Here is an 11,992-nt window from a genome sequence, read left to right as displayed (position 1 = left end):
AAATTTTCCCTGCAAATTATTTCAATGTCATTACTCGACCAGCAGAAAAATCAGAACGCTGTGCTTGACGTTCCTTTTCAGGAGAAACAATCAAACCATATTCAGCCAAAGGACCCTCTGGACCAATCATTTGGTCAGAAAGAAAAAAATCAACATACTCTCGCAAACCTGAAATAATACCTAAATGTGCTTTCTTAATATAGAAAAAAAGCGGACGAGAAACTGGATATTGTCCACTAGAAATCGTCTCAACTGTTGGCGCAAAACCGTTAATATCGGCAACCTTTAGCCTATCAGCATTATTTTGATAAAAAGACAAACCAAAAATACCAACCCCTGTTTTATTAGAAATTAGACGCGCAAATGTTTCAGAATAATCACCATCAATATCAACCGCTTTTCCATCCTTACGTACCGCAATACAAGCAGTGTGTATCTCCTTATCATCCATTCCTAAAGACTTCATCACCTCAACTGCCCCACTCTCTTTACACCCCTCAGTAAGTAATTTTTCCTCAAAAACTTCACGTGTCCCATGCTTCTCTCCAGGAATATACGCTGCTATCGTCCAATCAGGAAGAGCACTATTGACTGCACTCCATTTCAAAACATTATTCGGTTGCAACTTTCCGTCTATAATAATTCGAGCAGCAAGGGCTTTATAAACATCTACTGGCTGTAATTTCCAATCAGGTCCCTTAATATCAGTTGCAAAAACAATGCCATCATACCCAATACGTATTTCCTCAACATCTTTTACACCAGCATCAAAACAAGACTGTAATTCACTCGGTTTCATTGCTCGCGAAGCATTAACAATATCAACAGTGTTCTCCCCAATACCACGGCAGAATTCCTTAATACCAGCTCCTGTTCCTCCCGATTCGATAACAGGAACCTTAAAATGGGGATAAATTTCTCCAAATGTTTCAGCAACAATCTTTTGATAAGGTAAAACTGTAGATGAACCAGTAATCTGTATTTGATCGCGCGCATTGCCTCCATTTGCTGACAGCAGTAGCGCAAAAATCAATCCCACTCCAATTGATAATACTTTGTTCATCTATAAACTCCCTAAAAATTGAAAACAAAGCCTCTTAATTTATATTATACGGTCATTCTAGTTCACATTTGCAACATAACAAATATAAAAAACAACATGGATCATTTTTTTAAAACCATGTTTTTGTCCTCTGTCAAATAAATTCATTTGAACGCTTGAACTCAATAACATCCCAAAACAAATGAGCAACATCCGTACCGCAGAAGCGTTTAATTTCACGAATTCCCGTAGGAGACGTCACATTAATTTCTGTTATATAATCTCCGATCACATCAATCCCCACAAAAAGAAGACCGCGTTCCTTTAAGGCTGGACCAATGCGTTCACAAATTTCATAATCACGTTTTGTTAACTCCACATTTTCCGCGCGACCTCCAACATGCATATTAGAGCGCACATCTGTTTCTGTCGGAATTCGATTAATAGCTCCAACAGGTGTACCATCAAGCAAAATAATCCTTTTATCTCCTTTTCGTACTGCCTCTAAATAGCGCTGAACAATAAAAGGTTCGTGATAAATTTCTGCAAACATTTCTAACAATGATGCTAAATTGCGATCATCTTGTCTTAAATAAAAAATACCAGCGCCCCCATTCCCATAAAGTGGTTTAACAATAATATCGCCAAATGTCTCTCTAAAAGCTGTTATTTCTTCAATATCTTTGGTAATTAATGTTTCTGGCATCAGATCAGAAAATTCAGTAACAAAAATTTTTTCTGGACTGTTGCGTACCCATGCAGGATCATTCACAACGAGTGTTTTAGGATGAATACGCTCTAACAAATGAGTTGTTGTGATATAATTGAGATTAAAAGGTGGATCTTGGCGTAAAAGAACCACATCCATATCTGTTAATTCCGTACGAACAGGCTTTTCTAATCGATAGTGGCTTCCCTCTTTATCATGTACAATCAATGGCTCTAGTCGTGCAATCACACAACCATCGTATAGAGATAAACGATCTGGTGTATAATGGAAGAGAGAGTGTCCACGTTCTTGGGCTGCTAAAGCGAGTGCAAATGTCGTATCTCCTTGAATCCGAACTGTTGAAATATGATCCATCTGAATGGCAATTTTCATAAATAAATCCTCTCTATCCTAAAAGCAGACTGGTCTATGCATCATAAACTTAGTAAACAATAAAAGAACTATGACAAGAGAAAATTTATGACACAAGAAACAGATATAAAATTAAACAACAAAGAAATCGAACGCTATGCACGCCACATCATTTTGCCTGAGATTGGTGGTGCAGGGCAACAAAAGCTAAAAACAGCACGTGTTCTTGTTGTAGGCGCGGGTGGTCTTGGTGCTCCTGTCTTAACCTATTTGGCTGCCGCAGGTGTTGGAACCCTTGGAATTGTCGATAACGACATCGTTTCACTTTCCAATTTACAACGCCAAGTTATTCATAAAACAAATGCAATCAACAAAAGCAAAACAGACAGTGCTGAAACCACTATAAAAGCAATAAATCCCCATGTTGTAGTTGAAAAACACACCCTACGCTTAGATAAAAGTAATGTGGATAAACTGCTCAATGCTTACCACATCATTGTTGATGGAAGTGATAATTTTACCACACGCTATCTTCTCGCTGATCACGCTGCCCAATGCAAAAAACCTCTAATAAGCGGTGCTGTAGAACGTTTTAATGGCTCATTAACGGTCCTTATGCCGTATAAAGACAATAATCCTCACTATCGCGATTTATTTCCCACCCCTCCAGCTCACGGGACCATCCCAACATGCGCTGAAACTGGAATCATCGGTGTTTTACCTGGCGTTATTGGGACCCTACAAGCAATGGAAGTTATTAAAATGATCACAAACATCGGAGAGCCATTAGTAGGAAAGATTCTTCTCTATAATGGATTATTAGCGCAATTTAATATTATTACTTATAAACGCTCAAATTATAAAGAAAATACCATAGTTATTAAGAAGCTTGGAGAATCATGATTATGTCCTCTCTTCCACTAATTTTTAGCACTCTCGCAATATGTATTGAAATACTAATTAATTTTATCGCAAGTCATCGAAACATTGTAACCAATGAAACCTATTAAATTTATCACAAATATGGCAAACCTTTTGTGAAAAAATAATTCTCTATAATGGATTATCAGCATAATTTCATGTCATCGTCTATAAATGGACAGAGACTCGTGGGAACGCAGCTGCTATCAGTATTCTTGTGTAAAAAATTTTCGACGTAGATAAAAATACAATCAGCAGAACTCTATTCAACTATTTTACTATTCACACATAAAAATTGTTTCACATGAAAGTGCTTCCTTCAAACCATAACCTATAAATAAATAATTTAAGTCATATTTTAGTGATCGATACTATAAAAGGTCAATGATCTGTCCGTACATCTCTAACCTCAAGAGAAAACGTCTATTCATCGAGCATCATAAAATGCAGCTTAGGAATTATTGCACGTATAAGAACAATCAATTGTCTCTGTTCATAAGAAAAATACATGGGACTTGATGTAAAAGTACATAGGGATTGATGTGTATAGAAGGATTGAGATAAACCTCATGGAGAGCTTTAATTACATAATTATTGCATTCAGAAGCAGAAAGCTGCGGCTCATGAATTGATAATCCTTCAGCAATAATTTCACAGACAAGTATATGTAGAAAAAGTGAAGCACACAAATCTTGAAAACCAATCCACAGACGACAGTGTAAAGAGTGCATTTTTATAAAAGATCTCTTTAAAATAAGCGAGTAAATATGCAATGTTAAATGTGTTCTGTTTTGCGTGAGGGGCGTTCCCCCTAACAAAACATCAATAAGAGCTCTTTTTATAAAACTGTGAAACTAAAATTACAAAAAAAATCAGACTTCTTTCTAAAATTAACATCTATGGTATAAGTTAATTTGGCTCATTCGCTTTATTATTATCCATTGGTAAAGGAACAGGATGATCGGATAAACTGCGTAAATAAAGCAAAAGATCGGCACGATCTTGGTCATTTTTAATTCCACGAAAAGACATAATGGTCCCAGGAAAAGCTTCACGTGGAGAATGTAAATAACGATCTAACGTTACAAAATCCCATTTTTGATCAGAATGAGCACGTAATGCCCGTGAATAAGCAAAACCTGCTGCTGATGCCAAAGGGCGGTTAACAATCTCCCAGAGAACTGGACCAACACGCCCTGCTTCATTGCGTCCAGATGTGTGGCATATGGCACATTGGCGAAAAACTTTACGGCCATTTTCAAAATTGCCTTGTTGAAGGCGGCTATTTAGTGATAGGGAAACATCAGGTGCTTTTTGTTTTTCTTGAAATATATCATTCTTGGCAACTGTATGATGATATTGGACTGATGTAGGATGATCGTAAATTATATTGCTGAGTGTGGAAATCCCCACAACAGCGACCAGCACACATAAACAAGCACAAATAAAATAAATAAATCTCCGGCGATTCATAAAAACTCAAATGTTCACGGTTTCATTACCATTTTTAGTCTAAGCTTTTTCTTTATAACACACAATATCATAAATGCATCACAGATGACATTGGGAATCTTACAATGGCTCTTGAACCAATTATTCTTATTCCTGCCCGTATGGGCTCAACCCGTCTTCCTCAAAAAGCTCTCGCTGAAATTGGCGGAAAACCGATGATTGTTCATGTCGTAGAACAAGCCAAAAAAGCTGGAATAGGACGTACAATCGTTGCAACAGATCATAATGATATCGCTAAAGCTGTTGCAGATTATGGGCATGAATATATCATAACACGAGGTGATCATAAGTCTGGATCTGATCGTATTTATGAAGCTTTAGTGCGTATTGATCCTGAACAACGCTACAACGCCATTTTAAATATACAAGGTGACTTACCAACAATCATGCCTCGTGAAATCATTCGTGCGCTACGCCCTTTAGAAAATAGCTTTACTGATATTGCAACCTTGGGTGCCAAAATCATTGAAGAAAATGAAACAAGAGATCCCAATGTTGTCAAAATCATTGGTACACCGCTTTCTCAAAATCGCCTTCGTGCTCTTTATTTTACGCGCGCCAAAGCACCTTATGGAGAGGGTCCTCTTTATCACCATATTGGAATATACGCCTATAGGCGCGAAGCACTTGAGAAATTTGTATCATTCAAACCCTCACCACTTGAGAAACGTGAAAAACTTGAACAATTACGTGCATTAGAAAACAATATGCGTATCGATGTGGAAATAGTCGATACAATTCCCTTAGGTGTAGACACACAACATGATCTCGATAGAGTTTGTGAGATTTTAGCATGAAAATACTTAAAAAAACCAATAAAATTTCTTTCCAAGGAGAATACGGCGCTAATTCCCATATTGCTTGCTCCAATATGTTCCCCAATATGGATGCTGTTCCCTCTGCTACTTTCGAAGACGCCCTTAATTTAGTGGAAAGCGGGAAAGCTGATCTTGCTATGATCCCTATTGAAAATACCCTTGCGGGACGCGTTGCAGACATTCATCATCTTTTACCACAGTCATCTCTTTATATTATTGATGAATATTTTTTACCTATCCATTTTCAACTCATGGTTTTGCCCGGCGTTACACATGACGAAATTAAAACCGTCCACAGCCATACGCATGCCCTTGCACAATGCCGAAAAATCATACGAAACAACGGTTGGAAACCTGTTGTTTCTGCTGACACCGCTGGAGCTGCAAAATTTATTAAAAAAAATGCTAAACGTTCACAGGCTGCCTTAGCACCTTTAATCGCAGCAGAACTCTATGGACTTGATATTATTGAAAGAGATGTTGAAGATAACCCTCATAATATTACCCGTTTTGTCATCCTTTCACGCTCCAAACGACATGTCCCCAAACCTCAAAATGGCGAAAAAATCATCACCAGTCTTCTTTTTCGAGTGCGCAATGTCCCCGCTGCTCTCTATAAAGCTATGGGAGGATTTGCAACGAATGGTATCAATATGACAAAATTAGAAAGCTATCAAATTGGTGAAAATTTCAATGCAACACAGTTCTTTGTTGATATTGAAGGACATCCTGAAGACCCGATGATGAAACTTGCCTTAGAAGAATTATCTTTCTTTTCTGCAGAACTGCGTATTATCGGTACTTATCCAGCACAAAACGATCGAACATCGTATATATAAAAGCAATTAAGCTGCTATCATTTTTTGTTGATATCAAAAAGCATCGTAAAAATTTCATAATGCAACGTATCTTGAAAGAGCTCGTTTTTTTCTACTCAACACCCTTCATAAAAACTGAAGAAGAAAAAACGGCTCATAAAAGAATATATAAATTATTTCCATAATATTTTTTCACAAATTATATCATGATAAAAAGCACTTCAACTTGTATAAAAACCAGTGTAAAAAAACACAGTAACCAAAAATAAAAACGCTTGTACCATCTATTTCCCTTTATATATTCAAAGAGAGCTTCTTGAGAAAAGTCATTTCCTCTGACAATATTCCAATAAAGATAACGAACTTCTAAATTAGCTCTCAAAACAATTCAAATTATTATACATGATAGAGCATTCAAATTTCTTAGACTGATATCAGTCTGAACATGGTTTAAAGCTAGAAAATGCAACTCAACCCTGATTTTAGCGTTAAGTTTGAGCTTTTATCTTTATAAAAATTGATTTATGATTCACCTCACTTTAGAAAAAGGAGAGGATAATGAAAAAAATCTTCATGCAAGTATTATTAGCCGCAAATATTCTTGCCTACTCTAGTGTTGCATTTGCTGGCTTTGGTGAGAAAAAATGGAATTTTGGGCTGGATGAAAGTGTTGTGATCATCCCATCCGATACAATCCATCAAGGAGCTGAATACTCTTGTAGTATCTTTAAACCGAAGAAAGTATCCTTTACTTTATCATACTCTACTCCTTCTGATTTAAACAAATTGAGAATTGCTGTTGATGATGAAAAGAAAATAACCCATGATAAAGAAAAGAAGATCTTTATCCTAAAAAATATAAAATCTCTTCATATAAGTTTTCCTTCGTCAGGACATTATATTTTTAAAAATATTACGAAGAAAAAAGTTGTTGGAACAAATTGTGACACAGGAGATTATGATTAACAATATTTCTATAACATCTAAATTTGAGTAGAGTTATTCTTTTTTCAGGTATTTTTTTCAAAATAGGGCATAATGAGCCATTAAAACTAATCGCTGAAAAGCTTATTTTTATCCTAATATGGCAAACCTTAAGCTGCTTATAAGGTTAGATATTAAAGAACTTTTGCGAAAACTAAATGACTAAAATTAAATTGTTCTGTATTTTCTACTATCAGAGCTATTTTTTTAATAAGAATATAACTTCTATCTTTGCAACTGCTTTATTTTAAGTACTATAAAGCACATCGTACCCAAATCACTTAGATAAACAGAAAAGTAAAATTTGCTCTACAGATGCATTCCTCGCTGCATTTTAAATCATACTCATTCAGCTTTTGTAAAAATTCATCTCGCTTTTCCCTCCTTATTAAAGAATATAATTATTTGAAACTATAAAATATCGCTTATATCGAATAAGAACCATTTTTATGCTTATAAAACCAGTATCCCCTTATTTCTATAGCGTTGAATGTTGCATCTTCTCTTGTATAAGTACAGCCCCTTAAAAATATATGAAATCTTTTCTCAAATAATGAAACTTCATATATTGATCCATTTTGTGATAAACATCAATGTTTTTTAATTAAAAGAACAAGCACGCAAAAAAAGAGCGATAACATCTACTCAGTATTTATATATTTATATTATGTTAAAAGAAAAAACATTACATATTTTATATTCTCATTCACTATAGAAATGAGGTGGTACTCTTATAAGATACTGGCTTATCATTATAAGACTTTGATTTTCTTACACTGAATTACAACCACAAATAAAGTAAGATCCTCCCATCTTAAATCTCATATTGAATCCATTAAAATCGTTTCCTTGAAAGTTACAAATGGGAGTGATGTGTGAGTAAAAACGATTAAAAAAGGAATAAAAATGCTTCTTATAAAGCCTCTCAAGTGCAAGGGATCGCAACATTGGGAGTTGTTAAGTAGTATGAGGGCTAAAATTTATACTTTGTATTAAGCATAAAGAGGGTAGCGCAACAATAGATTTATAACTCAAGGGAAGCATGTATACTATTTATGAGTGGAGTTTGAAATATAGTTAAGAGTATTGAGCAATCGCTCTTTCAAAAGCCTGTGAATGTATAACATTAAATGTATTCTGTTTGGGATGTTCTGTTTTGTATAGAGGAGCAACACCATTAAAGCAATATTTTATAATTCTTTAAATAGCACTCTTCCCCCTGACTTTCGAATGTTAGCCAATTACATGATCTATCTGCTTTATTTGCTTCTTTGACTGTTGTAAATTTTTGATGATTCAATTTCGTAGTTTTAGAACAGATGTATCTATCCTAAAACTCTTACATGTTTCAGCGAATGAGATAATTATACATTCAGACTATCTTAAGCGAAAAAATATTTTCATACCAAATAAATATGCAGAGCTACTGCTATAAAAACTGGTAAATCCACAATCTCTTTGTTGTTTATATATCAATAAATTAAATGCAAAGGAAAATTCTTCGTCTTTCTTAGGATATTTTTCGTTTCTGAGCTTGATTTTTCATTCCAAATCGACAATATGGACTTGGGAGGTTGGTGGTGGACGAACTACTCGCCAACTGGGTCAGGTCTGGAAAGAAGCAGCCCCAACGAGTTCTGGTACGGGTCATCGTTCCAACCTCCTATTTTGCTGAAGAAATTATTTTTTATGCTGTCTTTTAGCGAGGTATTTTTAATCTTCAGAGCGGCATTTGTATGCAGCAAATAAAGGGGTTTTGTTATTTTTAAACAAATTGTCCCATAAATAATTTGATTAAGAAAAAATCCTTTTATATGAGACTACAGTATTGATCTATGCTTTTGTATTATCAAAATGTACGCATAAAGAACTTCGAAGTTGGAAATACTCATGGAAAATTTACCGGTAGAAACAGCCTATCGTGTTCTTGCTCGTAAATATCGACCCCAAAACTTCTCTGACCTCATTGGTCAGGAAGCTATGGTGCGTACTCTCACCAACGCCTTTGAAAAAGGTCGTATTGCACAAGCGTGGATGTTAACAGGGATTCGTGGCGTAGGTAAAACCACAACAGCACGTATTTTGGCACGTGCACTTAATTATAAAACAAAAGATATTGACCAACCAACAACTGTATTGGACTCTCTTGGTGAACATTGCACACAAATTATCGAAGGACGCCATATTGATGTTATAGAAATGGATGCCGCTTCTCATACGGGCATTGATGATATTCGTGAAATTATTGAACAAATACGCTATCGTCCTGTTTCTGCACGCTATAAGGTTTATATTATCGATGAAGTACATATGCTCTCAACACAAGCCTTTAATGGTTTATTGAAAACTCTTGAAGAACCACCTTCCCATGTGAAATTTATTTTTGCCACAACAGAAATTCGCAAAGTTCCTATTACAATTCTTTCGCGTTGCCAACGTTTTGATTTACGACGTATTGACTCAAAAGCTTTGAGTGCACATTTGCGTCAAATTGCGAAATATGAAAAGGTAGAAGTAGAAGATCAAGCACTCTCTATGATTGCCCGTGCTGCAGAAGGATCTGCACGTGATGCATTATCCATTTTTGATCAAGCAATCGCCCATAGCAATGGCAATGTTAATGCTATTGCGGTGCGTACAATGTTAGGATTAGCGGATCAAGCACGTATTATTGATCTTTTTGAATTTATCATGAAGGGCGATGTTGTCAATGCGTTACATGAATTACGCAGTCAATATGAAGCAGGTGCTGATCCTCTTACTATATTGACAGAACTAGCCGATTTTAATCATCTGGTCACACGTTTACGTTTTACACCAGAAATAGTGGAAGATTTCTCTCTGACTGAAGAACAACGTTTAAGAAGTTTAGACTTTTCAAAAAAACTTTCCGTTCCTATTTTATCCCGAAACTGGCAAATGTTACTCAAAGGTTTACAGGAAGTTAATCAAACTGCACGTCCTCTTCAAGCCGCTGAAATGCTTTTAATTCGTCTTGCTCACACGGCTGACTTACCAACTCTTGATGAGGCTTTAAAAAAGCTTACGCAAGAAAAAACGCCTCTCACACTGGTTAAAAACTCTTCTCATCAAGAATCTACAAATGAAAATAATATAACAAAAGAAACAATGGTCGGAGCCCATGCTTCCTCGAGCATTTCAAATACATTAGCCGATCAATCAGATTTAAAAACATCTTTGAAAAACCAATTAGATCATTCCTTACAACCAGAAAATTTAGTTAAAAATCAAAACCATGACAAAATCAGCGCCCAAGAAGTAACAGAAATTCTAGAAACTTCTCAATCTACTGATCTTTCTGAAAAGATTGCAAATTTATCGCATTCTGTCACGCAAACAACAGAAAAGATTACTGAACCTAAAACTCTCGTGATTAATTCTTTGCACGATATTGTTCAATTAGCCGAACAGCATAATGACGTTCCCTTCAAACTCCTTGTTAAAGAATTTGTTCATCCTGTTTCTTTTGAAGCTGGGCATATTACCTTAAGACTTTCTGAAAATACCCCACAATTTCTTGCTCATGATATAGAAAAAAAGATATCTCAATGGACAGAAAAACGCTGGACAATAACTTTTGTTAATGAAGGAGGTGGCCCAACCTTACAGGAGGAAAGTATAGCGATTCAAAAGACTCTTTTTTCCAATGCAGAAACAGATCCTGATATCGCGAAAATCCTCAATCATTTCCCAGAAGCAAAAATTGTCGATATTCGACTTAATAAAGAAGAAAATGATCTTGATTTACTCCCCAATACCTTTAAAAATGCTGATATTTTTAAAAATAAAAATGATATCAATGATGAATAAGGATACCTATTCCTATGCGTGAAATGATGAGCATGATGAAAAAAGCCAAAGAAATGCAAGAAAAAATGCAGAAGATTCAAGAAGAAATAGCTAATCTGCAAGCTGTGGGCACTGCAGGGGGTGGTCTCGTCAATATCACTTTAAATGGCAAAAATATTATAACAGCAATTCAAATTGATCCTTCATTACTCAAACCTGAGGAAGCTGAAATTCTTGAAGATCTCATTATGGCAGCTTATAATGAAGCAAGAACAAAAATCGAAATCGCAATAGAAGAAAAAACCAAAAGTATGACGGCAGGACTACCACTCCCATCAGGTTTCAAGCTTCCATTTTAATGAAACGGATTTTTTCCGTGGGACAAAAATATGTCTAAATACATTGCAGGACCTGAGATTGAACGTCTCATTCAGATTTTATCACGGTTACCAGGTCTTGGTCCACGTTCAGCGCGTCGTGCTGCACTTCATCTTATCAAAAAAAAAGAGACATTGCTGGAGCCTTTAGGAGCAGCTATACAAGCAGCTATAGAAAAAGTCGGCATTTGTTCTGTTTGTGGAAATGTCGATACCATTGATCCTTGTTCAATTTGTACAGATTTGCGCCGCGATGATACAACAATCATCGTTGTTGAGGATATTGCTGATCTGTGGGCTCTTGAACGCGCAAAAACTTTAGCCGCACGTTACCATGTGTTGGGTGGACGACTCTCCCCCTTAGATGGAATAGGTCCTGACGAACTCAACATTGCCACCTTAATACAGCGTGTTGTACAAAACCCTATTACGGAAATTATTCTTGCTGTCAATGCGACTGTCGAAGGTCAAACAACTGCTCACTATATCACCGATCAGCTTTCCAATTTTCCAGTTAAAATTACGCGACTTGCTCATGGTGTTCCTGTAGGAGGCGAGCTTGATTATCTTGATGACGGAACTTTAGCAGCAGCTGTACAAGCAAGAACAAATCTTTAAAAATTTCTTTC

Annotated in this window: 10 protein-coding genes and 1 other RNA gene; 8 read left to right on the top strand and 3 right to left on the bottom strand. The window is 36.0% G+C overall.

The window, feature by feature from the left end:
• Positions 1–16: 16 nt before the first annotated feature.
• Both ACFINH_RS04995 and gshB read right to left on the bottom strand, forming a co-directional pair.
• Complete coding sequence (locus tag ACFINH_RS04995) at positions 17–1,063, bottom strand: PstS family phosphate ABC transporter substrate-binding protein (RefSeq protein WP_375611795.1); 1,047 nt, start codon at positions 1,061–1,063, stop codon at positions 17–19.
• Between the two features lie 133 nt (positions 1,064–1,196).
• Positions 1,197–2,144, bottom strand: coding sequence for a glutathione synthase (gene gshB / locus ACFINH_RS04990; protein WP_375627632.1), 948 nt, complete (start codon positions 2,142–2,144; stop codon positions 1,197–1,199).
• Between the two features lie 87 nt (positions 2,145–2,231).
• Here gshB and ACFINH_RS04985 point away from each other — a divergent pair, with 87 nt between their 5' ends.
• Positions 2,232–3,026 (top strand): molybdopterin-synthase adenylyltransferase MoeB, encoded by a 795-nt coding sequence (locus ACFINH_RS04985; RefSeq protein WP_375627633.1) that lies wholly within the window; start codon positions 2,232–2,234, stop codon positions 3,024–3,026.
• Between the two features lie 927 nt (positions 3,027–3,953).
• Here the strand turns inward: ACFINH_RS04985 and ACFINH_RS04980 are convergent.
• A complete protein-coding gene (locus ACFINH_RS04980) occupies positions 3,954–4,517 on the bottom strand; it encodes a c-type cytochrome (RefSeq protein ID WP_375632302.1) in 564 nt (187 codons plus the stop codon).
• A gap of 104 nt (positions 4,518–4,621) precedes the next feature.
• Here ACFINH_RS04980 and ACFINH_RS04975 point away from each other — a divergent pair, with 104 nt between their 5' ends.
• The 7 genes from ACFINH_RS04975 to recR all read left to right on the top strand — a co-directional run bounded on the left by ACFINH_RS04975 (position 4,622) and on the right by recR (position 11,981).
• Positions 4,622–5,353: a 3-deoxy-manno-octulosonate cytidylyltransferase gene (locus tag ACFINH_RS04975; RefSeq protein WP_375632301.1), complete on the top strand. Its 732-nt coding sequence runs from the start codon at positions 4,622–4,624 to the stop codon at positions 5,351–5,353.
• Positions 5,350–6,213: a prephenate dehydratase gene (locus ACFINH_RS04970; RefSeq protein ID WP_375632300.1), complete on the top strand. Its 864-nt coding sequence runs from the start codon at positions 5,350–5,352 to the stop codon at positions 6,211–6,213. Before ACFINH_RS04975 ends, ACFINH_RS04970 begins: the two co-directional genes overlap by 4 nt.
• A gap of 537 nt (positions 6,214–6,750) precedes the next feature.
• Positions 6,751–7,158 carry a hypothetical protein gene (locus tag ACFINH_RS04965; protein WP_375632299.1) on the top strand — a complete coding sequence of 136 codons (408 nt, stop codon included), beginning with the start codon at positions 6,751–6,753 and terminating at the stop codon, positions 7,156–7,158.
• A gap of 1,587 nt (positions 7,159–8,745) precedes the next feature.
• An RNA gene (ffs, locus tag ACFINH_RS04960) (signal recognition particle sRNA small type) lies at positions 8,746–8,843 on the top strand.
• 223 nt (positions 8,844–9,066) lie between these two features.
• Positions 9,067–11,007: a DNA polymerase III subunit gamma/tau gene (locus tag ACFINH_RS04955; RefSeq protein ID WP_375632298.1), complete on the top strand. Its 1,941-nt coding sequence runs from the start codon at positions 9,067–9,069 to the stop codon at positions 11,005–11,007.
• 14 nt (positions 11,008–11,021) lie between these two features.
• Positions 11,022–11,345: a YbaB/EbfC family nucleoid-associated protein gene (locus tag ACFINH_RS04950; protein WP_375632297.1), complete on the top strand. Its 324-nt coding sequence runs from the start codon at positions 11,022–11,024 to the stop codon at positions 11,343–11,345.
• 30 nt (positions 11,346–11,375) lie between these two features.
• Positions 11,376–11,981, top strand: a complete 606-nt coding sequence (gene recR, locus ACFINH_RS04945; protein ID WP_273790577.1) for a recombination mediator RecR — start codon at positions 11,376–11,378, stop codon at positions 11,979–11,981.
• Positions 11,982–11,992 lie beyond the last annotated feature (11 nt).

It is taken from the genome of Bartonella sp. AA74HLJMH (genome assembly GCF_042197045.1).
GTDB lineage: Bacteria > Pseudomonadota > Alphaproteobacteria > Rhizobiales > Rhizobiaceae > Bartonella.
This window is presented reverse-complemented; position numbering and strand designations above follow the sequence as displayed.

Excerpts from the sequence above, each read along its gene's own strand:
- ACFINH_RS04995 (WP_375611795.1), bottom strand. The coding sequence starts at position 1,063 with ATGAACAAAGTATTATCAATTGGAGTGGGATTGATTTTTGCGCTACTG.
- gshB (WP_375627632.1), bottom strand. The coding sequence starts at position 2,144 with ATGAAAATTGCCATTCAGATGGATCATATTTCAACAGTTCGGATTCAA.
- ACFINH_RS04985 (WP_375627633.1), top strand. The coding sequence starts at position 2,232 with ATGACACAAGAAACAGATATAAAATTAAACAACAAAGAAATCGAACGC.
- ACFINH_RS04980 (WP_375632302.1), bottom strand. The coding sequence starts at position 4,517 with ATGAATCGCCGGAGATTTATTTATTTTATTTGTGCTTGTTTATGTGTG.
- ACFINH_RS04975 (WP_375632301.1), top strand. The coding sequence starts at position 4,622 with ATGGCTCTTGAACCAATTATTCTTATTCCTGCCCGTATGGGCTCAACC.
- ACFINH_RS04970 (WP_375632300.1), top strand. The coding sequence starts at position 5,350 with ATGAAAATACTTAAAAAAACCAATAAAATTTCTTTCCAAGGAGAATAC.
- ACFINH_RS04965 (WP_375632299.1), top strand. The coding sequence starts at position 6,751 with ATGAAAAAAATCTTCATGCAAGTATTATTAGCCGCAAATATTCTTGCC.
- ACFINH_RS04955 (WP_375632298.1), top strand. The coding sequence starts at position 9,067 with ATGGAAAATTTACCGGTAGAAACAGCCTATCGTGTTCTTGCTCGTAAA.
- ACFINH_RS04950 (WP_375632297.1), top strand. The coding sequence starts at position 11,022 with ATGCGTGAAATGATGAGCATGATGAAAAAAGCCAAAGAAATGCAAGAA.
- recR (WP_273790577.1), top strand. The coding sequence starts at position 11,376 with ATGTCTAAATACATTGCAGGACCTGAGATTGAACGTCTCATTCAGATT.